This is a genomic window from Desulfopila inferna (genome assembly GCF_016919005.1).
GTDB classification, from domain to species: Bacteria; Desulfobacterota; Desulfobulbia; order Desulfobulbales; family Desulfocapsaceae; genus Desulfopila_A; species Desulfopila_A inferna.
Window position 1 is genome coordinate 600,577 of record NZ_JAFFQE010000003.1, and the last position, 24,876, is coordinate 625,452.

Annotated in this window: 22 protein-coding genes and 1 tRNA gene; 13 read left to right on the forward strand and 10 right to left on the reverse strand. The window is 50.2% G+C overall.

What is annotated here, in order from left to right:
* Positions 1 to 477: 477 nt before the first annotated feature.
* The 3 genes from JWG88_RS10835 (at position 478) to JWG88_RS10845 (ending at position 2,738) form a co-directional block, all read left to right on the forward strand.
* Entirely contained in the window at positions 478 to 1,146 is a 669-nt protein-coding gene (locus JWG88_RS10835) for a CBS and ACT domain-containing protein (protein ID WP_205233744.1), read from the forward strand.
* Positions 1,147 to 1,263: 117 nt separating this feature from the next.
* On the forward strand, positions 1,264 to 1,785 hold the full coding sequence (locus JWG88_RS10840) for a hypothetical protein (protein WP_205233745.1): 522 nt from the start codon (positions 1,264 to 1,266) through the stop codon (positions 1,783 to 1,785).
* Positions 1,786 to 1,856: 71 nt separating this feature from the next.
* Complete coding sequence (locus JWG88_RS10845; protein WP_205233746.1) at positions 1,857 to 2,738, forward strand: universal stress protein; 882 nt, start codon at positions 1,857 to 1,859, stop codon at positions 2,736 to 2,738.
* 60 nt (positions 2,739 to 2,798) lie between these two features.
* On the opposite strand, the gene JWG88_RS10850 is transcribed toward JWG88_RS10845, so the two are convergent.
* The 3 genes from JWG88_RS10850 to rnc form a co-directional block, all read right to left on the reverse strand.
* Complete coding sequence (locus JWG88_RS10850) at positions 2,799 to 4,775, reverse strand: ABC-F family ATP-binding cassette domain-containing protein (RefSeq protein WP_205233747.1); 1,977 nt, start codon at positions 4,773 to 4,775, stop codon at positions 2,799 to 2,801.
* Positions 4,762 to 5,757 carry an elongator complex protein 3 gene (locus JWG88_RS10855; protein ID WP_205233748.1) on the reverse strand — a complete coding sequence of 332 codons (996 nt, stop codon included), beginning with the start codon at positions 5,755 to 5,757 and terminating at the stop codon, positions 4,762 to 4,764. Before JWG88_RS10855 ends, JWG88_RS10850 begins: the two co-directional genes overlap by 14 nt.
* A gap of 174 nt (positions 5,758 to 5,931) precedes the next feature.
* A complete protein-coding gene (gene rnc / locus JWG88_RS10860; protein WP_205233749.1) occupies positions 5,932 to 6,663 on the reverse strand; it encodes a ribonuclease III in 732 nt (243 codons plus the stop codon).
* 70 nt (positions 6,664 to 6,733) lie between these two features.
* Here rnc and JWG88_RS10865 point away from each other — a divergent pair.
* Positions 6,734 to 6,809: transfer RNA gene (locus JWG88_RS10865), tRNA-Cys, on the forward strand.
* A 163-nt stretch (positions 6,810 to 6,972) separates the two neighbouring features.
* Here JWG88_RS10865 and JWG88_RS10870 read toward each other — a convergent pair.
* Complete coding sequence (locus JWG88_RS10870; protein WP_205233750.1) at positions 6,973 to 9,474, reverse strand: glycogen/starch/alpha-glucan phosphorylase; 2,502 nt, start codon at positions 9,472 to 9,474, stop codon at positions 6,973 to 6,975.
* A 503-nt stretch (positions 9,475 to 9,977) separates the two neighbouring features.
* On the opposite strand from JWG88_RS10870, the gene JWG88_RS10875 reads away from it, so the two are divergent.
* From JWG88_RS10875 to cysK, 6 genes are all read left to right on the forward strand, one after another.
* The gene (locus JWG88_RS10875; protein ID WP_205233751.1) at positions 9,978 to 10,583 is read left to right on the forward strand and encodes a tetratricopeptide repeat protein; all 606 of its coding nucleotides are present in this window, start codon (positions 9,978 to 9,980) and stop codon (positions 10,581 to 10,583) included.
* 31 nt (positions 10,584 to 10,614) lie between these two features.
* A complete protein-coding gene (locus JWG88_RS10880) occupies positions 10,615 to 11,901 on the forward strand; it encodes an O-acetylhomoserine aminocarboxypropyltransferase/cysteine synthase family protein (protein WP_205233752.1) in 1,287 nt (428 codons plus the stop codon).
* A 69-nt stretch (positions 11,902 to 11,970) separates the two neighbouring features.
* Complete coding sequence (metX, locus tag JWG88_RS10885) at positions 11,971 to 13,134, forward strand: homoserine O-acetyltransferase MetX (RefSeq protein ID WP_205233753.1); 1,164 nt, start codon at positions 11,971 to 11,973, stop codon at positions 13,132 to 13,134.
* Between the two features lies 1 nt (position 13,135).
* The gene (gene metW / locus JWG88_RS10890) at positions 13,136 to 13,747 is read left to right on the forward strand and encodes a methionine biosynthesis protein MetW (RefSeq protein WP_353740675.1); all 612 of its coding nucleotides are present in this window, start codon (positions 13,136 to 13,138) and stop codon (positions 13,745 to 13,747) included.
* A 17-nt stretch (positions 13,748 to 13,764) separates the two neighbouring features.
* Positions 13,765 to 14,769 carry a serine O-acetyltransferase gene (locus JWG88_RS10895; protein WP_205233755.1) on the forward strand — a complete coding sequence of 335 codons (1,005 nt, stop codon included), beginning with the start codon at positions 13,765 to 13,767 and terminating at the stop codon, positions 14,767 to 14,769.
* 86 nt (positions 14,770 to 14,855) lie between these two features.
* On the forward strand, positions 14,856 to 15,773 hold the full coding sequence (gene cysK, locus JWG88_RS10900) for a cysteine synthase A (RefSeq protein WP_205233756.1): 918 nt from the start codon (positions 14,856 to 14,858) through the stop codon (positions 15,771 to 15,773).
* A gap of 22 nt (positions 15,774 to 15,795) precedes the next feature.
* Here the strand turns inward: cysK and JWG88_RS10905 are convergent, their stop codons facing one another.
* The 6 genes from JWG88_RS10905 to JWG88_RS10930 form a co-directional block, all read right to left on the reverse strand.
* Positions 15,796 to 16,911 (reverse strand): Glu/Leu/Phe/Val family dehydrogenase, encoded by a 1,116-nt coding sequence (locus tag JWG88_RS10905; RefSeq protein ID WP_205233757.1) that lies wholly within the window; start codon positions 16,909 to 16,911, stop codon positions 15,796 to 15,798.
* 24 nt (positions 16,912 to 16,935) lie between these two features.
* Complete coding sequence (locus JWG88_RS10910) at positions 16,936 to 17,541, reverse strand: 2-oxoacid:ferredoxin oxidoreductase subunit gamma family protein (RefSeq protein WP_240194381.1); 606 nt, start codon at positions 17,539 to 17,541, stop codon at positions 16,936 to 16,938.
* Positions 17,541 to 18,284 carry a thiamine pyrophosphate-dependent enzyme gene (locus tag JWG88_RS10915; RefSeq protein ID WP_205233758.1) on the reverse strand — a complete coding sequence of 248 codons (744 nt, stop codon included), beginning with the start codon at positions 18,282 to 18,284 and terminating at the stop codon, positions 17,541 to 17,543. The genes JWG88_RS10910 and JWG88_RS10915 overlap by 1 nt, the downstream gene beginning before the upstream one ends.
* On the reverse strand, positions 18,281 to 19,342 hold the full coding sequence (vorB, locus tag JWG88_RS10920; protein WP_205233759.1) for a 3-methyl-2-oxobutanoate dehydrogenase subunit VorB: 1,062 nt from the start codon (positions 19,340 to 19,342) through the stop codon (positions 18,281 to 18,283). The genes JWG88_RS10915 and vorB overlap by 4 nt, the downstream gene beginning before the upstream one ends.
* Positions 19,343 to 19,351: 9 nt before the next feature.
* Positions 19,352 to 19,579: a 4Fe-4S binding protein gene (locus JWG88_RS10925; protein WP_205233760.1), complete on the reverse strand. Its 228-nt coding sequence runs from the start codon at positions 19,577 to 19,579 to the stop codon at positions 19,352 to 19,354.
* Between the two features lie 343 nt (positions 19,580 to 19,922).
* The gene (locus tag JWG88_RS10930) at positions 19,923 to 20,510 is read right to left on the reverse strand and encodes a helix-turn-helix domain-containing protein (protein ID WP_205233761.1); all 588 of its coding nucleotides are present in this window, start codon (positions 20,508 to 20,510) and stop codon (positions 19,923 to 19,925) included.
* Positions 20,511 to 21,246: 736 nt separating this feature from the next.
* Here JWG88_RS10930 and JWG88_RS10935 point away from each other — a divergent pair.
* From JWG88_RS10935 to JWG88_RS22160, 3 genes are all read left to right on the forward strand, one after another.
* Complete coding sequence (locus tag JWG88_RS10935) at positions 21,247 to 22,269, forward strand: TAXI family TRAP transporter solute-binding subunit (RefSeq protein WP_205233762.1); 1,023 nt, start codon at positions 21,247 to 21,249, stop codon at positions 22,267 to 22,269.
* A gap of 289 nt (positions 22,270 to 22,558) precedes the next feature.
* Positions 22,559 to 24,649 (forward strand): TRAP transporter permease, encoded by a 2,091-nt coding sequence (locus JWG88_RS10940; protein WP_205233763.1) that lies wholly within the window; start codon positions 22,559 to 22,561, stop codon positions 24,647 to 24,649.
* A gap of 131 nt (positions 24,650 to 24,780) precedes the next feature.
* The coding region (locus JWG88_RS22160; protein ID WP_205233796.1) for a 4Fe-4S binding protein at positions 24,781 to 24,876 on the forward strand (96 nt) is incomplete at its 3' end.

Sequence of the window (24,876 nt, forward strand, 5' to 3'; positions counted from 1 at the left end):
TTATTTTTGATATTGGTGATCATTTTGGTACGTTACAGAAATCCCTCTGCCCCTGATCAGTACACTTCTTCCATTGCTTCTGCTACAGAAAAAAAAGAACATCCTCTCATTCCGATATCTCGGCTGATTTACGTGTGTTTATTCATACAAAACCTTGTTTGATGCGCCGAGATGGGCTCTGCGATAAGCACCCGTACGGGCATAAACTCCGACTTCGAGAAGTTCTTTATACTGGGCGCAGTTGAATCGCGATTTGGCGGACCATCAACAATAAAAAAGATATAATATGATATTATCCTTACAGAATTCGAAATTTATACTTATACTATAAATTACAATTTCAGTAGAAACCATTCTATTGGAGTTTTTGGTATTATCGTGGATGGCGTCGTAGAAGGTCCGATCTCCGTCTGGGAGTTCGATTGCGATTTTTTGTCACTTATCAGCTTTTTTTTAAAACTACCGGAGGCACACCACATGTACGTTGGCAGAATAATGCATACCGATTTGATTACCGTATCTCCCAGTACCAGTCTGGAAGATGCAAGTATCCTGATCAAAAAGAAAAAAATTGATCACTTACCAGTCATTAACGACAGCGGCAAACTCGTGGGCATACTCTCCGACAGAGATCTTAAGCAGTACTGGGCATCCCCTGCTACCTCACTCAGCAATCACGAACTCAATTACCTGCTGCAGCAGGTATTGGTCGAAATGGTCATGATCAAAACTGTTATCACCATTTCTCCGGGCACCACCATCGAGCGCGCCGCCCTGATCATGCAGGAGAATGACATCAATGCCCTGCCGGTTATGGAGGATGATCATCTTGTCGGCATTATAACCAGTACGGATGTCATGGGAGTTTTGCTCAGTGCCATCGGCATCAGCGACGACAGTGTCCGCCTCGGGGTTATGGTTAAAGACAGTATCGGCTCACTGGCCGAGGTTTCGGAAATACTCAGAAAAGAAGAGATCAACATCCAGAGCCTGTTCTCCTGGCCTGAAAAAGAGCACAATGGTGTATATCAACTGGTAATGCGGATACCTGAAAATGACGGTCAAAAGGCCATTGATGCCCTAAACAGAAACGGTTACAAGGTTATTTTGAAATACGAAGAGGAAATAACCCCGTTTTTACCATGAACCACGTCTGGTTGTGCACTCTCCGGTTAATCATGAGCGTGAATTGAGATGTGCATTATAATTCTCATCTTTAACAGGTTCAATGCTCGCACCAACTTCAACAAAATGAGGGATAAAATGCAGAGAAAATATGACATCTTCTCTAAATCAATACTTTTTCTTCTGTTCCCGGTTATATTCTCCGCCTGCGCAGGACACCAATCAAACATCGGAAAAAGGGTAGTTGATGAACATGTCCTGCCAGCTGTTGAAACGGTTTCGTCACCCGGGAAATGGCAAACAAACGATTTGAGAATTTTATACAACGTCAAACAGGAAGGCGATTCATATATTGTGACAGGTGAATTACAGATAGATAACTACATCATCCAATCCTTTCCTTTAGTTGAAAACTTCCGTTTCTTCATCAACTATCTGGACGAAAACGACACGGTGATCAGCTCTAACGACATCAGCCCGGCAATAGGCTACAGGAAATATATACCGGAATTTCTCAGTCTGCGTAATGTGCCCACGGCACCTCCAAACAGTGCATCCTTCGCTTTCAGTTACTGGGGGACATTCGCAGGTTATAATAATCAAGAAGAAAGTACCGGTGATTGGACAATCCATTTTTCCCCTTTTGGTGAGAATAGATAACAACTGCCAAGTTCTCTTCAATACTCGGGCGAATTATCTACAACCGGATAGAAACAAAGACAGGAGAGGCAATGAATCTTCATTTCCTGATCAATATCAGTTCAGATACGGAGAATCTCTACGGTGTCCGCTTTTTCAACTCATTTTTTGAGGACAGCGGCAGCTGCAATGTCACCCTCTTTCATATATCCCGACTGGACAGCAGTGATGGTTCACAGTCGCTTATGAAGATGTGGGAGGGACCTGGAGAAAAAAATATCAGCGGAGACCTGACCGTCGGGGCCAAAAAGGCACTGGATAAGGCGAGAAGATACCTGGAAGGCAATCAGGTGACAATAGAGCAGGTGAAAACCAAAAGCGTAAGGGAACGTTACGGTAAAGTAAGGGATATTCTGAGCGAAGGAAGGCAAGGTCTCTATGATGCCATTATCCTCGGACGCCGTGCCACCTATGCCTTGCAATGGCTTTATGAACGACCGGGAGACGAGATCGCTCAGGCTCTGATCCAGGAAACTTCCCTGAACTGCCCCTTATGGATCTGCAGCGAGCCGGAGGAAGGAAGAAAAAATGTGCTGCTCTGTGTTGATGGCTCGGAAGAGTCTTTACGGGCAGCCGACCATGTCGGTTATATTCTCAGCAGGGCCAGGCAGCATGGAGCAACGGTCTTTCATGTAACATCGGGCCCCAAGGCAGATGCCGAAAAGATTCTCGATCAGGCTGCGGATGTACTGCTTTCCCATGGTGTCGCAGAAGAGCGAATTCAAAGAAAAAGCAGCTGGGGAATGTCGACGGCAAACACCATTCTCGCTGAGAAAAACAGTGGACTTTATGCTGCCGTGGCTATCGGCCTGCATGCCCATAAAGAGACCAAAGGCATTCTGGGACAACAGGGAGGGATAACATCCAACCTGGTTAAAAAGATATCCAAAGCGGCATTATGGTGCTGCCCCTAAATCTGGAAAAAGCTCGATTTACCAGGCGTGATCTAGCTTACTAGTCCTTCATATACCGTTTCAGCTCTCTTCCAACGCGGCATCCAGTTCATCGATTTTTGTCTGCGCCTCCTCCCAGCGCTCATACCAACGCTGCAACCGGCGCTTGCAGTCCTCGTATTCCCTGCTGGTGGCAGACCAGGCGTCTTCATTCTTGTAGAGATCGGGATCCGCCATTTTCTCTTCGAGTTTTTCCTGGAGTTTCTCCAGCCTCTCAACCTGCGTTTCAGCTTCTGAAAGCTTTTTGGACCACGGGCCCAGCCTGCGGCTGCGTTCCTGTCTCTTCTGCGCCTCGAGTTTACGCTGTTCCTTCCTGCTGATTCCGTCGTTCTCTTCTCCGCCGGAAGTTTTTTGCGCGGCACCGTTCTGCGCCGCCTGCTGCTCTCCCCGCTCCCTGGCCTGCCTGTCAAGGTATTCAGCGACATTGCCCTGATGAAGTATTACTCCGCCATCCTTGACGACAATCACCTTGTTGATGAAGCTGTCGAGAAAATAGCGGTTATGCGAAACCACCACAACGGTTCCGTCATACTGCTGCATCGCTTCCTGAAGTACCTCCTGCGAACTCATATCGAGATGGTTGGTCGGTTCATCGAGCAGCATGCAGTTGGCAGGTTTAGCGATCATGGTGGCTAGCGCCAGCCTGCTCTTCTCGCCGCCTGAAAGAACCGACACCTTCTTGTCGACATCATCTCCCTGAAAAAGGAAAGCGCCGAGCAACGAGCGTGTCCGGGTAACGGTCATCTCCTCGCCGCTGGTTGCCATGGTCTCCAGTGCCGTAAATTCGGGATTCAGCTCCCTGGCCTGATGCTGACCGAAATAGGAGCGTTTGACATTGGCACCATATTTTATCTCTCCCTCATCATAATCGAGCTGACCGGCGAGGATACGCAGCAGGGTCGATTTGCCGGCCCCGTTAACACCGACCACTGCCACCTTGTCGCCGCGCTGCAGAAAAATATTAACATCCCGGAAGACCGTCTTGTCGTCATATCTCTTGCCGAGCCCCTCGACGAAGAGTACGTCCTTGCCGGACGGCGGTGCCGGAGGAAAAGAGAATCTGATCTGCTGCTCGTTTTCGGCAATTTCCAGCACATCCATCTTTTCCAGCTGTTTAACCCTGCTCTGAACCTGCTTGGCCTTTGTTGATTTGGCCCGGAACCTTTCAACAAACCGCATGGTCTGCCGAATCTTGGCCTGCTGGTTGTCGTAGGAGGCTTTTTCTATCTGCTGCCGCTCTTTTTTCTCCTCGAGGTAATAGGAGTAATTTCCCTTGTAAACCGTGAGATTGCCGAGGCTTATTTCCCAGGTCATATTGGTGGTTTTATCGAGGAAGGTCCGGTCATGGGAAATTATGATCATCGATCCCTGATAGTTTTTCAGAAAATCCTCGACCCAGGTCAGTGAATCAAGATCAAGATGGTTGGTAGGCTCATCAAGCAACAGCAACGAGGGGGCCTCGAGCAGCATTTTGGCAAGCATCAGGCGCATTATCCAGCCCCCGGAGAAGGAGGAAACAGGAGCATCCATATCCTCACTCTTGAATCCCAGGCCGTGCAGTACTTTCTCGATTTTTCCCTGGATGGCATAAATATCACTGCCGTCCAAGCGGTGCTGAAGCTCGCCCTGCCTCTGCAAAAGTGCTTGAAACTCCCCCGATTCAGGTGCCGCGGCGGCCAGCTTGCCGTTCATTTCTTCGGCTTCCCGCTGCAGTTCCAGGAGTTCGGAGAAGGCGGTTTTGGCCTCATCATACAGGCTGTTATCGGAGATAATGGCACTGCTTTCCTGGGGAAGATAGGAAACTGTAAAATGTTTCGAACGGCTGACCACGCCGTCGTCTGTTTCCATTTCTCCGGCCATTATCTTTAATAGGGTCGATTTTCCGGCACCATTCACTCCGACCAGACCTATACGGTTGCCCTGATGGACCCGGGCCGATATATTTTTAAACAGGTGTTTTTTGCCGTAGCGGGTATCGAGCTGATTAACAGACAACATAATGCATTTTTCCCCGTTCCATATTTTTATCCACCTTCACTTCCAATCTCTCATCCAGACCGAGTTCCTGCAAGCGCAGCCTGTTTGATTTTCTTGGACCATTAAACGATGACAGGTCCCTGGTGGATATGGTCACCTGCATCTTCTGCTCCGGAAACTTCAAGAGGAGCCGCCGCACCCTCATTAACCATTCTCTGGCAAGAACCAGCTCGCCGAAGGCAGGATGATAGGGTCCTGTGACAATACTCTCTTTTAAAGACGGTGAAGGCTGCAGTCCCATACGCACCACGCCGATACCGGCATCGAGAAACAATCCGCGGGCTCGGGCTGTCAGAATAACCGCCATATCAAGAGTCAGCGGCTGATACCTGCCCCTCTGATAGAGCACCGCAAGTCCGGAATCTTCGAGCACAAGCGCCGGGTATATCCTGACAAAATCGGGCCGCAGATCTATTACTTTGCTCACAGTTCTCAAAAAAGAGGTCCTGCTTTCCCGAGGCAGTCCCGGCATCAGTTGAATGCCGATTTGCATCCCTGCTTCTCTCAGATGAGTGACGGCTCCAACACAAGCCTGAGCATTGTGGCCCCGCAGGGAAGCGGAAAGCACCTCATCATCAAGAGACTGGACCCCCAGTTCGACAATACCGACACCATACTCCCTGAGAATATCGCAGATGTGTTTGTCAATGCAATCAGGCCTGGTGGAGAGACGTATCAGGTCGACCTTCGTATTCTGCCGCACCGTCTCCAGCATGGCAATCTGCTGCTCCACAGGAAGACAGGTAAAACTGCCTCCATAGAAAGCAAACTGGACCGGTTCTTTTTTCCTTTGGTAACTGCTCCAGAGGGTAATGGTATCCTCAATCTCCTTTTTCACATCTCCACAACCTCTGTTTTTGCCGGTAATCGAGTTTTGATTGCAAAACAGGCATTGATGAGGGCATCCCTGATGAGGAATAAAGTATGGAATAACAAAAGGCATAATGTTTAAATGTGATGGCGTCGTAAAAAGCCCGATCTCCCGCGTTGCAAGGTTTTTAGCAGGCCTTCGACATACTACCTGTATTGTCGAAGGCCTGCTAAAAACACTGCTCCTCGTATATCGAACTTTTTATCTAGCCATCTTAGAGCTTCGCGGCAACTTTTTATGAGGTTATCAAGTGCAAATGCCGAAATCATTTTGAAGAGCGGCCGCCGCCGCTTTCTGTTCCGCATCCTTTTTTGATCCGGCCGACCCTGTTCCCAACACCACATCTCTGAAAACTACCGCAACAGTAAATATTTTCTGGTGCGATGGCCCCTCCTCTCCGTCAAGACGGTATTGAGGCGCCTCGTTATATTTTTCCTGGAGTCTCTCCTGCAACGTACTCTTGGCATCACCCATGAGCAGCTCTTCTTTGTTTTCCGTGATTGCCGGGACAAAGAATCTCTCGACAACCTCGGTGACGGTATCGTAGCCGCTGTCTTCGAAAATGGCACCGATCACCGCTTCGTAGGCGCAGGACAGAATGGAAGATTTATTTCTGCCGTTGGAGGCTTCCTCGCCCTTGCCCAGATAAAGAAACCTGCCAAGTTCGACATCCCTGGCCATTGCGGCAAGATGGGTTTCATTGACCAGCGCTGCCCGAATTTTAGTGAGCTCACCTTCTCTCATTCCCGGAAAGAGATGAAAGAGTAGGTGGCCGACCGCAAGGTCGAGAACGGCATCTCCTAAAAATTCGAGGGTCTCGTTATTTTTACACACCTGCGACTGTTCAAAAGCGAAGGAAGAATGAATCAATGCTTTTTGCAACAGGCGCAGATCTGTAAAGCGATAGCCAAGCAGCTGCTCAAACTCGCCAAGCATAATTTTGTTCTGCTTGGCAAGCGAATTGATTTTCATGTCCATTGTGGTTATTTTTCCTCTTGTCAAAAAAGTAAAGTATGTTATAAGAGTGGCTTCACAAACGCAATATCATGGCGGCGTAGCCAAGTGGCTAAGGCAGTGGTCTGCAAAACCATTATTCATCAGTTCGACTCTGATCGCCGCCTCCATTCATAAAGCGGGCTGCAAACAATCATGTTTGCAGCCCGCTTTTTTTTTGCTCGTATCTAAAGTCTGGCGCAGCTGGGCCATGGCCCGGCAGGACCCTCAACCGGAGATACGTGTATAGCATTCTAAAGATAAGGGTGCAATATCTTTCAGTCACCCTCTCCGCTATCCCTCCAGTGGTACGCCCCAGATTTCTTCAGCATACTGGCGTATCGTCCGATCCGTTGAAAATTTCCCCATCCCGGCAACATTGAGGATGGCTTTTCTGGTCCAGTTCTCCCTGTCCAGAAAGGCGGTCTCGACCTTTTCCTGGCATTCCAGATAGGATTCAAAATCCCGCATGACCAGATATGGATCGTGTTTATCGAGCAGCGAATCCACCAATGGCTTGAAAAGCTCCCTGTCTCCTCCGCTGAAGACGCCGTTGCTCAAGGCTTCGATGACCGCTCCGATATCCGGACGATGTTCGCAGATTTCGTGTGGAGTGCGACCCGGATTGAGCCGTTCATATTCGGCTTCATCGGCATTCAGGCCGAAAATGAAAAAGTTTTCAACGCCCACCTCTTCACGGATCTCGATGTTGGCGCCATCGAGTGTTCCGATGGTCAATGCCCCGTTGAGTGAAAATTTCATATTACCGGTACCGGAAGCCTCGGTTCCGGCAGTGGAAATCTGTTCAGACAGGTCCGCGGCCGGCATAATGATCTCTGCCTGGGATACATTATAATTAGGTAGAAAGACTACTTTGAGTTTGTTTTTTATACGGGGATCATGATTGACCATTGCCGCTATGGAGGTAATAAGCTTGATAATTCTCTTGGCCTTCCAATACGTCGGCGCCGCTTTTCCGGCAAAGATGACGGTGCGCGCAGGAGTCTCATCATCAGCTCGGCGCACCAGCCTCTGATAAAGATGAATCACATGCAGGGCGTTGAGCAGCTGTCGTTTATACTCGTGAATTCTTTTTACCTGCACATCGAACATGGTTTCCGGCTGCACCGTGATTAAGCATTTTTCATTGATATATTCAGCCAGACGAGCCTTGTTGTCCAGCTTCACCTTTTCCCAGGTTGAGCGAAACTGCTTATCCTCGACATATCCTTCTATGGCGTGCAGTTTATTGAGGTCTGTGATCCAGCCCTCGCCTATGCGACTGCTGATCAGCTCCGCCAGTTTGGGATTACACTGCAGCAGCCAGCGGCGGGGGGTTATTCCATTTGTTTTCGAGTTGAATTTTGTGGGATAAAGATTATCGAAGTTTTTAAAGATTTTTTCTTTCAGGAGCTTGGTATGCAGCTCCGCCACTCCGTTGACGGAGTGGCTGCCGATAATGGCAAGATGCGCCATCCGCACCATTTTTACATGCCCTTCCTCGATTATCGACATATCCTGCAGCTTATGATTGTCACCCGGAAATTTCAGACCTATAAGATCGAGAAAACGTTTGTTGATCTCGTAGATAATTTCCAGATGACGGGGGAGAACATGCCCCATAAGCTCAACACTCCATTTTTCCAGGGCCTCCGGCATCAACGTATGGTTGGTGTAGGCAAAGGTCCGCACCGAAATATCCCAGGCCTTATCCCAGCTCAGCCCCTCGTCGTCAAGCAGCAGCCGCATCAGTTCCGGGATGGCTATGGCCGGATGGGTATCATTCAACTGCACGGCCACCAGGTCGGGAAATTTATCGAATGTCGTGTTCTTCTTGCGATAGCGCCTGAGAATATCCTGAAAGGTAGCGGCCACGAAAAAGTATTGCTGCCTGAGCCGCAATTCCTGGCCGGCGAAATTGTGATCCGGCGGATAGAGTACCTTCGATATTGTCTCCGAGCTCACCTTCGATTCGACCGCACCGATATAATCTCCCCTGCTGAAATATTTGAGATCCAGCTCCCTCGAAGCCCGGGCTGTCCAGAGCCGCATGTTGATAACATGATCGTTGCCGTATCCGGGCACCAGCATGTCGCAGGGAACGGCCATGACATCCTTGGTATCTATCCACTCCGAGCGATTGTGGCCCTTCTGGTCCTTATAGGTCCGCACCTTGCCATAAAATTTCACGGAAAATACCGGTAAATGACGACGAAATTCCCAGGGAGTTCCATAGCGAAGCCAGTTATCCGGGCTCTCGACCTGGTAACCGTCGATAAGCTGCTGCAGAAAAAGTCCGTACTCATAGCGAATTCCGTAGCCATAAGCCGGAATCTTCAAAGTAGCAATGGAGTCCATGAAGCAGGCGGCCAGACGTCCCAAACCCCCATTACCGAGAGCCGCATCCTCTTCCTCTTCCAGAATTTCCTCGAGAGTGCAGCCCATGCTCTGCAAAGCATCCTCCACCTCGTTGCGGATTCCCAGATTGAGGAGACAGTTATCCATTGATCTGCCGATGAGGAACTCCAGAGAAAGGTAATAGACCCTCTTCTTTTCCTTGGCATAAAAGGTCTTCTGCGTATCGATCCATTTTTTTACCATGATATCGCGAATGGTATAGGCCAGGGCCTTACTGATATCATTTGGTCCGGACCGTTCGGGGTCTCTGCCCTGAAAACTTAAAAGATGATGAATTATACTGCTTTTGATAGAATCCCCGGCATGATCATCAAATGTCTTCGGCCAGGCACGATCGATCTCAGCGGCCGGAATGGTCCCATCTTTTTGCACATCCATACTTTTTTCTCCCTTTTTCAAAAACTGATAGAGCCGTCGGCGGGAACCGGCTGCATCACAGTTCTTCTCTATGTAATTGGATTTTTTAGATGCTCCACTACACTTTTGACAAAGACGACCTATAATTAGTAGTTCACAGATTATAGCTACACGTAACTATTCAGCAGCACACCCGGAGTCGGAGTTTATACCCGTCAGGGTGCTTACCTCTAACCCAGCTGAGCTGGATAAGTACCTTGGCCACATATGTAAGTTGACGTCTTTTAAGACAGTTTCCATTTTCTCGTTTTATGTTTCGTTTTTTGGGAAGTAAGGTACTAAACAGTTACAGACAGGTGGTTGGCCAAATAATACGGATCAGCCTGAATATTTACAGCTACACGTTATCCACTGTTCTTCATTTTGTGAATGCAATATATTCACAGATGTGCCACAATGTGGCATAACAGAATGGACGAGGGATACATAACGATATCCATCATCTTACCACTCAAGGAAAACCCATGTCCAACACAAAGCCAGCAAAGAAAGCACCTGGGAAAGATTCTGTAATTATTTATATTGTTTTGGCATTTGTTGCCGGATTTATCAGTGGCGCCGCTTTTGCGGTTTACAAAACCGTACCATCCGACACTCCGGCCGTCACCGGGCAATCACAGATAGCCGAAGAGCAGGCCCAGCACATAGCTCATCTGGAAGAAGATGTTGCCGCCGATCCCGAGAACTTCCAGGCCTGGGCCCAGCTGGGCAACCTCTACTTCGATACCTCCCAGTACGAGAAGGCCGTCAATGCCTATCAGCGGTCGCTGGAGTTCCAACCGGATAATCCCGATGTCTGGACTGATCTGGGGGTTATGTATCGACGCAACAAACAGCCGGATAAAGCCATTGAAGCTTTCAACCAGGCTATTGAAGTTGACCCCAGCCACGAGATTTCCCGGATCAACAAGGGAATTGTTCTTCTCTACGATCTCAATGACCCTCAGGGGGCCATTACTTCATGGGAAAATCTTCTCAAAATCAATCCGGGGGCCACAACGGGCAGCGGAAACTCCATCCGGGAATTCGTTGATCAACTCAAGCAGGATATGGAAAAACAGGAGCAGTAATTTACACAGTCAATGTAACAGGAGAGGACATATGAAATTCGAGACCCAGGCCCTTCATGCCGGTCATACTGTTGACAGGGAAACCCTGTCACGTGCGGTGCCCGTTTATCGCACCAGTTCCTATGTTTTTAAAGATACGGAGCATGCCGCCAGGCTTTTTGCTCTTCAGGAACTTGGCAACATCTACACCAGAATAGGCAACCCCACTCAGGATATCCTGGAACAACGCATTGCCTCCCTTGAGGGAGGCGCTGCCGCGTTGGCGCTCTCTTCGGGGACTTCCGCGATTTTCTACACAATCATCAATATCTGCAGACAGGGTGATGAGGTTGTTTCTGCCAATAATCTCTATGGCGGCACCCTGTCACAGTTTGACTCGATACTCTCCCAGCTCGGCATCAAGGTTCATCTGGTCGATCCCGAGGACCCGGCAAATTTCGAGAAAGCCATTACCGAAAAGACGCGGGTGATCTATTGCGAAACCATCGGTAATCCCGGTCTGAACATGATCGATATCGAAGCGGTGGCGACCATTGCTCAAAAACATCACCTACCGCTGGTGGTCGATTCCACCTTCACCCCGCCATGCCTGTTCAGGCCGATTGAATATGGTGCCGATGTCGTCGTTCATTCACTGACAAAATGGATCGGAGGGCATGGCACCGCTCTGGGCGGAGTTGTTGTGGATGCCGGTAATTTCGACTGGACCGACTCCAGATTCGCGCTCTATAACGAGCCGGATCCCTCCTACCACGGTCTCCGCTACGCCCATGACCTTGGAGATCTGAATCCGGTGGCATTCGCCCTGCGCATGCGCCTGGTGCCGCTGCGAAATCTCGGCGCCTGCATATCTCCGGACAACTGCTGGTTTTTTCTGCAGGGTATCGAAACACTGGCGCTGCGCATGGAGCGGCACTGTGAAAACGCTTTCCTCATTGCAGAACATCTGCAAGATCATCCCCAGGTGGAATTTGTAAATTATCCTGGCCTGCCGGGTTGTCCCGGTTATGAAAATGCCAAAAAATATCTGGACAACGGCTACGGCGGCATGATTGCCTTCGGTATCAGGGGAGGCCAGGCTGCGGGCCGGATTTTTATTGAGAGCCTCGAGCTGATATCTCACCTGGCCAATGTCGGAGATGCCAAGTCGCTGGCCATTCATCCGGCCTCGACAACCCACTCACAACTCTCCCCGGAGCAGCTGAAGGCCGCGGGAATAACAGAATCCCTGATCAGGCTGTCAATAGGTATCGAGCATATTGACGACATACGGGACGATATCGACCAGGCCCTGGTCAAAACGGCAAAAAGTATATAAGCTGTATTGCTGCTGTATATTAAGATATAGATCATAAAAATCAGTACTAAAGGCAACGTCAACATCGCCATGCATCAGGAAATTCCAGCAACCGAATCCGCTCCTCTTATAGTGGAAAAACAATTTTTCACCTTTGCCGAACCGCCGGAATCTCTGGTTCTGGAAAGCGGTGCGAAACTGGGACCGGTCACCATCGCCTATGAAACCTACGGCACATTGTCACCCGCCGCGGACAATGCCATCCTGGTGACTCACGCCTTTTCCGGTGATTCACATGCTGCAGGGTATTATATAGAGGACAGCGAGCGGAAAAAACCGGGCTGGTGGGATGCGGTGGTCGGACCCGGAAAAGGAATAGATACCAATAAATATTTTGTGATCTGCTCCAATATTCTCGGCAGTTGCCTGGGATCGACCGGGCCCGCTTCGATCAAACCGGAAACGGGCAAACCCTATGGTCTTGACTTTCCCATGGTGACCATTGGTGACATGGTCAAGGCACAAAAACAGCTGATCGATCATCTTGGCATAACCCGGCTGCTTTGTGTGATCGGCGGTTCGGTCGGTGGCATGCAGGTTCTCGAATGGTGTATCCGCTATCCGTATATGGTACGCTCGGCTATCCCAATTGCTTCAACCATGCAGCATTCCGCCATGGCCATTGCTTTCAATGAAGTGGCCAGGCAGGCTATAATGGCGGATCCACACTGGAACATGGGCAATTATTATGACGGCACCCCGCCACGCATGGGCCTGGCTGTTGCCCGTATGGTTGGTCATGTCACCTATCTTTCGGACGAGGCCATGCGCCGTAAGTTCGGCAGGAGGCTACAGGATAAAAATGATTTTTCCTATGAATTCGGTGTTGATTTCGAGGTGGAGAGCTATCTGCGCTACCAGGGATCAAAATTCGTCAAGCGCTTTGACGCAAACTCCCTGCTTTATATAACCAAAGCCGCCGACTATTTTGACCTGACCAACGGTTCAACGGGAAAATCTGCCCGTAATTTCTCCCGAAGCAAAGCCAAATATCTTGTAATATCTTACACATCTGACTGGCTTTACCCAACCTACCAATCCAGAGAACTGGTGCAGGCCCTGAAGCGGGCCGGCCGGGATGTGAGCTTTTGCGAGATCAAGGCAGACGCCGGTCACGATGCCTTTTTGATTCCCGATATTCGCCTGCAGAACATTTTAAGAGGATTTCTTGATGGTATCGCCGGAAACGGATAAAATGCGTTATGATCTGCAGATCATCGGTTCCTGGATTGAAGACGGCTGCAAAGTTCTCGATTTGGGATGCGGCAACGGAGACTTGCTGGCCTGGCTAACTACAAATAAAGGTGTGCGGGGGACTGGCATCGAATATGACCAGAACAAGGCGGCACAATGCATTGCCAGGGGGCTGACGATTTTACAAGGAGATTTCAACGAAGAAGTTGAGGACTACCCCGACGGATCATTCGACTATGTTATTCTGAGCCAGACTTTGCAGCAGGTCTACGAGCCGGCACGGCTGCTTCATTCCCTGGCAAGAATCGGAAAAAAAGTTGTGGTCAGCTTTCCCAACTTCAGCCATCTCTCCATCCGGCTGCAGCTTCTCCTCAAAGGCGTAGCCCCAAAAAACGAGCAATTGCCCTATTCGTGGTATGACACACCAAATATCAGAGTCATTACCCTGAAGGATTTCCGTAAATTCGCCCGCGATGTCGGTTACCGTATCGTCAAAGAGGTGGCTATCAATACGCATCACCATGACTTAACTGGAAAAAGAGTACATTATTTCACCAACCTGCGTGCTACCTATGGAATCTTTACCATAGAAAAAAACACCGGAAAACCCTAACAGCACAAGCAACGACAATGTCTGAATACACTGAAAACAGAAAAAATATCATCCAGTCACTGAGTGAAATCTGCAATACCGAAGGGGAAACCGTCACCAGTCAGCACAGCAAAATTCCACCGGTGGTAAAAAAGCTGGTTGATTCGTGGAAGAATGAAGAGCATTTCAACCATATCAGTCCCGTAGCGCTTCCCTCCGATGGAGCCATTGCCGCAATCATTGAAAAAGCACGGTCCATACTTTTTCCGGGATACTTCACCAAAGTAAAGCTGCACCAGTCCAATCTGGAATATTTTATCGGCCAGGAAACAACCGATCTTTACGAGATGCTGGTTGAACAGATCAGCATGGCGATTCGTCATAATTGCCGGCGCAACGAGCTTCCCTGCACGAATTGCGACGAGTTGAGCCACAGAATTGCCTTCACCTTCATCGAAAGGCTGCCTGAGGTGACGGCATTGCTGACTGCCGATATTCATGCCACACTGGCCGGCGATCCAGCCACCAAGAGCCCCGATGAGGTTATCTTCTGCTATCCCGGTTTGCTGGCGACCTCCGTTTTTCGCCTGGCGCATGAACTTTTTATGCTCGAGGTTCCAATAATTCCCAGGATCATGACCGAATACGCTCATGGCCAGACGGGGATCGACATCCATCCCGGAGCCACCATAGGTCCAGGACTGTTTATCGATCACGGAACGGGCGTGGTTATTGGAGAAACAACGATTATCGGCAAGGGTGTTCGTCTCTATCAGGGGGTAACTCTGGGCGCACTCTCTCTGCCGCGGGATGCGGGTGAGAAACTCTACAAGCAAAAGCGCCATCCAACCATAGAGGACAATGTTATCATTTATTCGAACACCACTGTTCTCGGAGGCGACACCATAATCGGAGAAGGTTCTGTAATTGGCGGTAATATCTGGTTGACGGAGAGTGTTGCCCCCGGCACCAAGGTACTCTTAAAGAAACCGGAGCTTATATATGCAGGCTCGCAAAAAGACACTCCTGGTAAAATGGGATAACTCCCGGAACGCGATCTTCTCTTTTAAAACCAGAGCAACTCCTGGTCAATATCTGCAGAAAAAAAATAGCACAGGAGGCAAATCTCATGTCATCAGCCATTACAGCAACCATCGGCAATACCCCGCTGCTCCAATTACATACCCTGTCCCGGCGGACGGGGGCGATAATTCTGGGCAAGCAGGAATCCCGCAACCCCATGGGCAGCGTCAAGTGCCGGATTGCAGTCTCCATGATCGGGGCGGCGGAACATCAGGGCAAAATCAACAGCGAAACTCTGGTGGTTGAGCCCACCAGCGGCAATACCGGGCTTGGCCTGGCCTTTGTCTGTGCCAGCAAAGGCATCAAACTCGTGCTCACCATGCCGGAATCCATGAGCATCGAAAGAAGACAGATGCTGCAGCATCTCGGGGCAGAGCTTGTCCTGACTCCGGCGGCCGACGGTATGAACGGCGCCATCGCCGCCGCCCGGAAGATCATTGCCGAGACCCCCAATTCATTTATGCCGAATCAGTTTGAGAATCCTGCCAATCCGGAGGTACACAGGCGCACAACGGCCGAGGAAATCTGGCGGGACAGCGACGGCAAGGTTGATATTTTTGTGGCTGGAGTCGGCACCGGAGGCACCATTACCGGAGTATCCGAGGTTATCAAGCAAAGGAACCCGGCCATGCTGTCCGTGGCCGTCGAACCGGCAAACTCTCCCGTTCTCTCGGGTGGAAAACCGGGCCCCCATAAAATTCAGGGCATTGGAGCAGGCTTCATTCCGCAAATCCTGAACAGGGACATCATCGACGAGGTAGTGACTGTCAGCAATGAAGACGCCATTGAAATGGCCCGAATGCTTGCCCGTCTCGAAGGTGTTTTTTGCGGAATTTCATCGGGAGCCGCCTGCCATGCCGCACTGGAAATAGCAAAAAGAAGTAAAAGCAAAGGGAAAAATATTATTGTTGTTCTTCCCGACACTGGTGAAAGGTATCTCAGTACCGATCTGCTGAAAAAATAAGTGCAAGAGACTGCTGCGGGACTTAAGCCCGATTTATTCCTGCGGCGGTTTCCTGATGGCTTTTGGTTTTTATCAGCTGATGTTCTCCGGCACCTTGGCCGTCTGTTTTTTTTGCGGCAATGATCTCTTCAGCAATTCTATTGGCGATGATGTTGGTCGCCAATCCTTCTCTTTCCGAGAGTTCGATGATCTCTGTTAGTGTTTCGCCGATCACCTCGGTTTTTTTCCTTGCCATCTCGGCATCATAGGTAGCTTCCATCTCGCAACTGATATTAATGACGCCGCCGGCATTGACCGCATAATCAGGAGCATATAGAATATTCCTACGCCGAATTTTCTCCCCGTCTTCTTCCTGCAGCAGTTGATTATTGGCGCTTCCCGCTACGATTGCGCAGCGCAGCCGGGAAATCGTTTCGTCGTTGAGAATTCCTCCGAGAGCGCAGGGAGAGAAGATGTCACTCTCCACCTCTAATATCTGCTCTGCCTCGACCTGCTCAAAATCTATCTTTTTTTGAAGATTTCGCAAATTAACGGGATTGATGTCCGCGGCAATGATCCTGCAGCCAGCCTTGAAGAGCATCTCCGCCAGCCTGCCGCCGGTTTCACCGACCCCCTGCAGGGCAACGGTGAGCCCGTCAAGATCATCCCTGTGCAGTTTCTGCCGGACGCACGCCCTGATGGCGCAATATACGCCATAGGCGGTAAAAGGACTGGGATTTCCACTGCCTCCCACAGTGGCGACATGTTCGGTTTCCCTCTGCACGATTTCCATGTCCGCGAGGGTGGAATTGACATCCTCGGCGGTAATATACACTCCGTCAAGATGTTCGACAAACCTGCCGAATTGAGTAAAGAGCTCTGCTCGATCAACCGCGGCAAGATCCGTGCGCACCACGGCTTTGCCGCCGCCCAGTTCGAGCCTGGCCAGTGCATTTTTATAGGTCATGCCCCTGCTGAGCCGCAGGGCATCAGTCAGGGCGGCCTCGTCGCTGTCATATTTCCAGACACGACATCCTCCAAGAGCCGGCCCCAGGGTGGTGTCATGAACGGCCACCCAGGCGGTAAAACCGACTTCCAGGTTGTCGCAACGCACAACCCTTTCGTATCCATCCACCTGCAATTCGGTAAATTTATTCATGCCATTCTCTAATTTTTTCACTTTTTATAGTGCCGTTTGCGCAGCCTCCATAAACCCGGAATTCTGTTCTCTCGAGGACGCATCCAGGATCGCTGCATATTCCATCCCTTTCCTCAGAGCCTCACGGTTCAGAGGAAGGAGTTTCTCCGCCTTCTCTCCGAACACCTTTTTAAACGCCTCCATCACATTTTCCGGCTGTACCGCTCTGCTGATCTCCAGATATGCTCCCAGCATGATCATGTTGGCGACCCGGCGATTGCCGCATTCCATTGCCAGCTCATCTGCAGGTATATAGTACTCATGCACATCATCCCTCTCGCTTCTCTCGTCGATCATGGAGCTGTTGACCAGCAGATATCCTCCGGCAACCAGAGATTTCTCAAACTTCCGCAGCGAGGGAAGGTTCATAACAATTGAGCAGCCGGCATCGTTTGCAATAACGGGAGAGCCAACAGGCCTGTCGCAAATCATTACGCAGCAATAGGCCGTGCCCCCGCGCATCTCGGGACCGTAAGATGGCATCCAGGTAACATTTTTGCCTTCGATCATTGCGGCATAGGCAAGCAGCTGCCCCATGGACATCACGCCCTGGCCGCCAAATCCTGCGCAGATTACTTTTTCGTCCATCATTACTCCACCTCCACGGTTTTGTAGACACCCAGCGGATAGTACGGAATCATATTTTCCTCCAGCCATTTGACAGCCTCGACAGGACTCAACCCCCAGCCGGTCGGACAGGTGGAGAGGACTTCGATCAGGGAGAATCCTCTTCTTTCCGTCTGCATTTGAAATCCCTTTCTTATTGCCTTCCCCGCCTGGCGAACCGCCTTGGGATCATGAACCGAGACTCGTTCGATGTGGGCGGAACCGGGGATCTGGGCGAGCATTTCCGAAATCTTAAGGGGCATACCGCAATGCTCCGCATCACGGCCTTCGGGGGCAGTGGTCACCTTCTGGCCGACGAGCGTTGTCGGCGCCATCTGGCCGCCGGTCATGCCGAAGGTGGCATTATTAACAAAAATAACGGTTATCTTTTCCCCCCGATGAGCTGCATGAACTATCTCGGCGGTGCCGATCGAAGCCAGATCGCCATCTCCCTGATAGGTAAAAACCGTCTTGCCGGGCTGAACCCGCTTGATGCCGGTGGCAACAGCAGGGGCGCGTCCATGGGCGCATTCCACCATATCCACATTGAGGTAATTATAGGAAAGAATCGAGCAGCCCACAGCAGCACAGCCGATGGTTTCGCCTAAAAGATCGAGTTCAACCAGGGCTTCGGCAACAAGACGATGAATCGTGCCATGATTGCAGCCGGGACAATAATGGGTATCTTTGTCGGTCAACCCTTTGGTTCTTTGGAATATGACGGTCATACCGCAACCCTCCCCCTGCATTTGCGTATTGCCTCGGCAATTTCCTGCGGAGCGGGTATCACCCCCCCGACCCGTCCATAGAAATCAACCTCCATCCTGCCGTTGACGGCAAGCCGGACATCGTCGATCATCTGGCCGCAGCTCATCTCGACACAGAGTATCCCGGTGCAGCTTTGCGGCAGCGCCCGAAACGGCTGCACGGGAAAGGGCCAGAGGGTTTGAGGCCGAATAAGACCAACCGCTATTTCTCCATCCAGGAGATCAATGGCATTTTTTACTATGCGCGAAGTGGTGCCGTAAGCTACCATCACTATCTCGGCACCTTCCATTTTATATTCTTCCCAGCGCCGCTCCTCTTTTTCGATGCGGCGATATTTTTCCTGCAGCCTGAGATTGATCTCTTCCAGAAGTTCCGCGACCAGGACCAGGGTTTTTATGGTGCGAGGTGCTCTGCTGTTGCCGTGCCCGGTCACCTTCCAGTCTTTTGCAGGCAATTTTCTGGGAGAAATACCTGTCAATTCCACGGGCTCCATCATTTGACCAAGGACACCGTCGCTAACGATAAAAACCGGTGTCCTGTAGTAGTCCGCCATCTCGAAGGCCTCCAGCATCATTTCCGCCGATTCCTGCACCGAGGCCGGAGCAAGGGAAGGAATGCGATAGTCGCCGTTGCCTCCCCCCCTGGTCATCTGATAGTAGTCCGCCTGAGAGGGTTGGATACCGCCAATCCCCGGGCCACCGCGCTGCACATTGACAACGACGCAGGGCATTTCCGCGGCGGCAAGCAAAGACAATCCTTCCTGCATCAGGGCGATACCGGGGGAAGATGAAGTGGTCAGAGCTCTGGCTCCGGCCGCTGCGGCTCCGTAGACCATGTTGATGGCTGCCAGTTCACTTTCAGCCTGCAGAAAAATGCCGTCGTGAGCAGGCAACTCCCTGGCCAGATATTCAGGAATTTCGTTCTGGGGGGTTATCGGATACCCGAAGAAGTGAGTACACCCAGCCTCAATTGCCGCCATGGCAAGGGCTTCGTTGCCCTTCATGAGATTCTTTGCCATTCTCCCTCCTTATCCGTCAAGCCGTTCAACGGAAATAGCGACATCCGGACAAACCATGGCGCAGTAGCCGCAGGCGATACATCCCGCCATATTCTTGATGGCAGCAGGCTGATATCCTTTGATATTGATAACAGTACCGTCCATAAAGATTATGCCTGTAGGACATGCTTCGGCACATAGCTTGCACCCTTTGCAGCGATCGACGGTTATCACAACCAGTCCCTTCGGTTTCGCCATAATGCCACCCCTCAGGCAGTACAACCAGGTGGGAAACCAACAATACGTTATGAATACCAATAATTTATTGCTGATCGTTTGGTAGTTTTTCAAAAAGTAAGGTTTATTTATGATCAAACTTTTTTTATTTTTACTTAACTCAGGATACCAGAGAAAATCAGTAGCAGTCAAGCTATTTTTCCACCTACTGAGAGCAACTTGACGGCCATACTACCGACAAAATCACTTAATACGCAAAAACTATTTTTCAGTAAGAGTAAATCAGTAAATCGAGACAACGCCGTGAAAACCGACGAAAAGATATGTGGAGAAGAGTCTTCTTCGGATAAGAAGGAAGGGCGGCCTACTTCGGCCTGTATATCACCACCAGAGTTTTTACAGTACCGTTAATGCCGCGATAGCCGTGGGGAGTGGAGGAATCAAAGTAAAGGCTGTCGCCTTCATGCAGCACAACAAGATTATCGCCGTATCGGAACTCAAGCTCTCCATCGAGTACAAACAGGAATTCTTCCCCTTTATGATTATTGAAGACGATATCATCAGGCTGACGCTCTTCCATATGTACTATAAATGGCTCCATATTCTTATCCGCCTTGGGATAAGCCAACGGTTCATACTGGTAGCCTATATGAGAGATATGCGGTCCCTTGGCAATACCGTAGCGGTCTTCTTTGCGGACTACTACCATATTGGAATCCTGATTCGTTTTCTGGAAAAAAGTGCCGATAGGAACGCCCAGAGCACTGGATATCTTCAGCAATGTGGCAATTGGCGGCGTGACGATATTGTTTTCTATCTGGGAAAGATTCGGCTTCGACAGACCGGTAAGATCGGACAACTCCTGCAAGGTGAGATCCCGCTGGTTACGTAAGTATCTAATCTGGCTTCCGATATCCAGAGACGCCAGTTCATTTTTTATATCCCGGGCCATGAGAGTTCATCTGAAAGAATTTCATTGACCGGGCAGGTCTCTCCCGCCCGTTGTTTTAGCATCGCAATAATCTTGCGACTTCCCCTTCTAAAGACGATTAAATACTAGCCTTTTCTCCAAAAAAAGTACATGACAAATGTACCTTCTCTTTTCCCACGGCTGCCGGTTCAATCTCTTCGGCCTTCCTGTAAAATCAGTGAAGGGAAGAGGCACAAATCCTTGGCGGACAAACGACACCGTCATCCGCTCCGCAGCGGGCTGCAACTGCCGCTTGTTTTAAAAGGTTGTAAAATAATAATCACTTATATTAAACTATATTATGAGCCTCTTGCAAAACTCTATGGTGGGGACTGAAGGTGGATCGGGGAAAAGCTAGAAAAAAAAACAACGTAACATTCTGAAATAATTTAGCTTGATGTGATTTTCTGATATATTTTGTTTGGCCAACAAATACAACAGGAGAATCAGCATGAAGCTCACCGAGAAGATATCATGGTTGATGGGGAGATTACAACAAAGTTTACTCCCCAGCCTTGAACAATGTTGTGTTTCTCCGCTTTCTAAGCAAGAGAAGCATTTGGTTAAGATCCTTGAAATCATCGAAATCGAACGCCATATTTCGAGAAACCGTCTTATAATAATACATAAATAGCCATTCCTTTTATCCTACGGCAGCACGTATGACATCGGCTTTTCCCGATGAAGGTAATCATTCAATAATGAAAAGGAGATTCGTATGAAATTACAATCGTACATGAAGGGCTTCACTGCGGCCATTATAACCGCTGGTATTCTCTTTGGCGGTTCGGCCCAGGCACTGGAAGAAAAGAACTATCTTCTTGCCACGGCAAGTACCGGCGGAACTTACTATCCGGTAGGTGTTGCCATCTCCACTCTAACCAAAGTCAAGCTGCAGCCCACCATGAAAATCGGCATGTCGGCTATCAACTCCGCCGGCTCCGGGGAAAATATCAAACTGCTTCGCGACAATGAAGTGCAGTTTGCAATCCTTCAGGGGTTGTATGGTTACTATGCCTGGAACGGCAAAGGACCGCTGGAGCAGGAAGGTCCCCAGAAAGAACTGCGCTCGGTTTCCATGCTGTGGCAGAACGTAGAGCAGTTCACCGCTCTCTCTTCCAAGGTCAAATCAGGCACGGTTGCCGATATGGAACTTTTCAAAGGTGAGCGGGTGGCCCTCGGCAAGAAAAATTCCGGCACACTGGGCTCGAACCTGACCCTGCTGGGCAATCTGGGAATCGATGCTGAAAAAGCTTTTGACCTTGTTTATGTCGGCTATGGCCCAAGCGCCGATGCTTTGCAGAATGGACAGATTTCAGCAATGAGTACACCGGCAGGTGTTCCCACAGGTGCTGTGACCAGGGCTCTTGCAGCCATGGGCGATGATGCCGTAATTCTCGATTTTACCGACGACCAGCTCAAAAAAGCGGATGGCGGCCTTAATCTCTGGACCCGTTATGTCATTCCTGCGGGCACTTATCCAAATCAGGAAAAAGACGTCAATACCGTCGCCCAACCGAATTTTCTGGCGGTGCGTGCCGACATTGACGAGGAGGCCGTTTACCTGATTACCAAAACTCTTTATGAAAATCTGCCTTTTCTCAATGCCATTCATAAAGCCACCAGTGTGATGAGTATAGAGAAGGCTCTTGCCGGACTGCCCATGCCTCTCCATCCCGGTGCCCTGAAATATTATCAGGAAGTGGGACTTGAAGTTCCCGATCATCTGATTGCCAGGTAAGCCCGAAGGTAATTCTCTTTTTGCTGTTTCGGCAGATATCCTCAACCAGGAGATCTGCCGAAAGATGAGGTGCAGATACTGCGTAACTATTCAGCAGCACCCCATCTGCAAGCGATCAGCCCGAGAACATAGGCGTACTATAGTTTCCCAGGCTGCTTGCGTACATCTGGAGCACTGCTGAATTGTTACAGTTCAAGGTAAGCTACTGTTTTTTTGCTCATTTCTGAATATTTACGATACTGCAACGATATAGCCGGGGATACCTTTCACACCAGGAGCACGAATTACTTTGGAGAACCCACGAAACGACTTCGCCGCCCCTCGCGGTTGTACCGAAAAGACCATCTATTTTCTGGGTATAGCCGTCTCGCTGATGCACATCTACTTCAATATAGTCGATGTGATTCCAAGTCTCTGGCAAAACGCCCTGCATTATTCCGGTTTTTCCCTGCTCTGCATTCTGGTCTATCCTTTCTTCCTGAGAAAAGGGGCTCGCGGAATCCTACTCTTCGATGTTCTCCCGGGAATACTTGCCGCTATTGCCGCCATTTATATGATTGCCATGGAAGATGCCATCTATGCCCGCGGCGTCCACCTCTCCCTGATTGAATGGTTTGCCGGAATCCTCCTGATCCTCTCCGCTATAGAATTTACCAGGAGAACGACGGGCTGGATCATCCCCATACTCATCATTCTCTCCCTCACCTATGTAAGCTGGTGGGGCAGCCTGCTCAGCGGCGTCTTTAAATTCAGCGGCCTCACCGCAGAGACCATTCTCTTCCGTTCGATCTATGGAGACGATGGACTTTTTGGCAACATTGCCCTGATATCGTCTTCCTTTGTTTTCATGTTTATCCTCTTCGGTGCCTTTCTGCTGCGCTCCGGAGCAGGCGATTTTGTAGTCAATCTGGCCCGGGCCGTGGCCGGTAAAACCGCGGGCGGTCCGGGACTTGTTGCCGTTTTTGCCTCCGGGCTGACCGGAACTATTTCTGGATCGGCTGTTGCCAACACCGCCTCGACGGGAGTTATCACCATTCCCTTAATGAAGAAGGCAGGATTTAAAGCTAAATTCGCCGCCGGAGTAGAAGCCGCCGCGTCCACCGGTGGCCAGCTCATGCCGCCGATAATGGGAGCCGGCGCATTCGTGATGGCCAGCTACACTCAGATTCCCTACACAACCATCGTGGCGGTCTCTATCCTCCCTGCCATTCTCTATTTTGCCACGGTCGGCTTTTTTGTGCGGGTGGAGGCCAAGCGCATCAACATCTCAGTGATTGACGATGAACAGCTGAAACTGATCGATGTTCTCAAGGAAGGCGGCCTCCCCTTCCTGCTGCCGATAGCAACACTCATCGGTTTGCTGGTCTATGGCTTTACTCCAACCTATGCTGCGGGTATCTCCATTCTGGCCGTTATCGTCTCTTCCTGGATCACCCCAAACCGCATGGGAGTCAGGGCAATCATGGATGCTCTGGCACTGGGTGCCCGGAATATGGTGATGACCGCAATTTTGCTCTGCAGTGTCGGACTCATCGTCAATGTTATTGCCACGGCAGGCATCGGCAACACCTTTTCCCTGATGATAACCAACTGGGCAGGTTCGAGTCTGCTCATTGCCCTGATCCTCATTGCCCTGGCCTCGCTGGTGCTGGGGATGGGACTGCCGGTAACAGCTGCCTATATCGTCCTTGGCACCTTATCCGCACCCGCCCTCTACAATCTCATTGCCGATGCCCAACTCGTCGAGATTCTCTCAAAAGGAATGCTTTCCGAAGAGGCAAAGACCGTATTTATGCTGGCTGCTCCCGACAAGATGGAGATGCTCAATCAGCCGATGTCGCTGGAGGAGGCACGTCGGCTGCTCTCCGAGGTACCTTTGAATCTCGCCGGAACAATACGGGACCTCGGCATCAGCCCCGAAGTCTCGACCTCTGTGCTGCTCTCGGCCCATATGATTATCTTCTGGCTCAGCCAGGACAGCAACGTCACCCCGCCGGTCTGCCTGACGGCCTTTACCGCGGCCGCCATTGCCAAGACCCAACCGATGACTACCGGCCTGGAAGCCTGGAAAATCGCCAAAGGAATCTACATCGTTCCCCTGCTGTTCGCCTATACTCCGCTGATCGGTGGCAGCTGGTATGAAGTTATGGAAATTTTCATTTTCGCCCTCATCGGCCTCTATGCCTTTTCCGGCGCACTGCAGGGTTGCCTGGAAAATCGGCTTAGCCTGCCGTTGCGCCTGTTTGCCCTGGTACTGGCCGCTGCCATGCTGTGGCCGGCATCTCTCTATGTCCATCTGATTGCTGCTCTGCTCTTTGGCATGCTTTTCTTTTTCAACCTCAGAGGCAAGCCTGAGCCATCGGCCGCAGCGGGCCGGTAGTTATTGACAAAATACCGCAAACCACCTACTGAAAGGCCAAGCGAGCATTGCCGCAACAACCATTATTTGCATTTTCATCTTTTTTTTTATTAAATAAACATTTAGGGAACAATAACGCCAAGAGGACATACATGGCCAAGCAGAAACTTAAAGAGCTTGTTATCAATCGGGACTGGTGCAAAGGCTGCGGCATTTGCGTCAAGTTCTGTCCCACCAAGGTCCTGGAA

What these genes read in the sequence shown, in the direction of transcription:
- JWG88_RS10835 (WP_205233744.1), top strand. Translation starts at nt 478, where the DNA reads ATGTACGTTGGCAGAATAATGCATACCGATTTGATTACCGTATCTCCC.
- JWG88_RS10930 (WP_205233761.1), bottom strand. Translation starts at nt 20,510, where the DNA reads ATGGCCCGGGATATAAAAAATGAACTGGCGTCTCTGGATATCGGAAGC.
- JWG88_RS10850 (WP_205233747.1), bottom strand. Translation starts at nt 4,775, where the DNA reads ATGTTGTCTGTTAATCAGCTCGATACCCGCTACGGCAAAAAACACCTG.
- cysK (WP_205233756.1), top strand. Translation starts at nt 14,856, where the DNA reads ATGTCATCAGCCATTACAGCAACCATCGGCAATACCCCGCTGCTCCAA.
- JWG88_RS10915 (WP_205233758.1), bottom strand. Translation starts at nt 18,284, where the DNA reads ATGACCGTCATATTCCAAAGAACCAAAGGGTTGACCGACAAAGATACC.
- JWG88_RS10840 (WP_205233745.1), top strand. Translation starts at nt 1,264, where the DNA reads ATGCAGAGAAAATATGACATCTTCTCTAAATCAATACTTTTTCTTCTG.
- JWG88_RS10845 (WP_205233746.1), top strand. Translation starts at nt 1,857, where the DNA reads ATGAATCTTCATTTCCTGATCAATATCAGTTCAGATACGGAGAATCTC.
- JWG88_RS10880 (WP_205233752.1), top strand. Translation starts at nt 10,615, where the DNA reads ATGAAATTCGAGACCCAGGCCCTTCATGCCGGTCATACTGTTGACAGG.
- metX (WP_205233753.1), top strand. Translation starts at nt 11,971, where the DNA reads ATGCATCAGGAAATTCCAGCAACCGAATCCGCTCCTCTTATAGTGGAA.
- JWG88_RS10875 (WP_205233751.1), top strand. Translation starts at nt 9,978, where the DNA reads ATGTCCAACACAAAGCCAGCAAAGAAAGCACCTGGGAAAGATTCTGTA.
- JWG88_RS10870 (WP_205233750.1), bottom strand. Translation starts at nt 9,474, where the DNA reads ATGGATGTGCAAAAAGATGGGACCATTCCGGCCGCTGAGATCGATCGT.
- JWG88_RS10910 (WP_240194381.1), bottom strand. Translation starts at nt 17,541, where the DNA reads ATGATGGACGAAAAAGTAATCTGCGCAGGATTTGGCGGCCAGGGCGTG.
- metW (WP_353740675.1), top strand. Translation starts at nt 13,136, where the DNA reads ATGCGTTATGATCTGCAGATCATCGGTTCCTGGATTGAAGACGGCTGC.
- JWG88_RS10855 (WP_205233748.1), bottom strand. Translation starts at nt 5,757, where the DNA reads ATGCCTTTTGTTATTCCATACTTTATTCCTCATCAGGGATGCCCTCAT.
- JWG88_RS10925 (WP_205233760.1), bottom strand. Translation starts at nt 19,579, where the DNA reads ATGGCGAAACCGAAGGGACTGGTTGTGATAACCGTCGATCGCTGCAAA.
- vorB (WP_205233759.1), bottom strand. Translation starts at nt 19,342, where the DNA reads ATGGCAAAGAATCTCATGAAGGGCAACGAAGCCCTTGCCATGGCGGCA.
- JWG88_RS10895 (WP_205233755.1), top strand. Translation starts at nt 13,765, where the DNA reads ATGTCTGAATACACTGAAAACAGAAAAAATATCATCCAGTCACTGAGT.
- JWG88_RS10905 (WP_205233757.1), bottom strand. Translation starts at nt 16,911, where the DNA reads ATGAATAAATTTACCGAATTGCAGGTGGATGGATACGAAAGGGTTGTG.
- JWG88_RS10935 (WP_205233762.1), top strand. Translation starts at nt 21,247, where the DNA reads ATGAAATTACAATCGTACATGAAGGGCTTCACTGCGGCCATTATAACC.
- rnc (WP_205233749.1), bottom strand. Translation starts at nt 6,663, where the DNA reads ATGGACATGAAAATCAATTCGCTTGCCAAGCAGAACAAAATTATGCTT.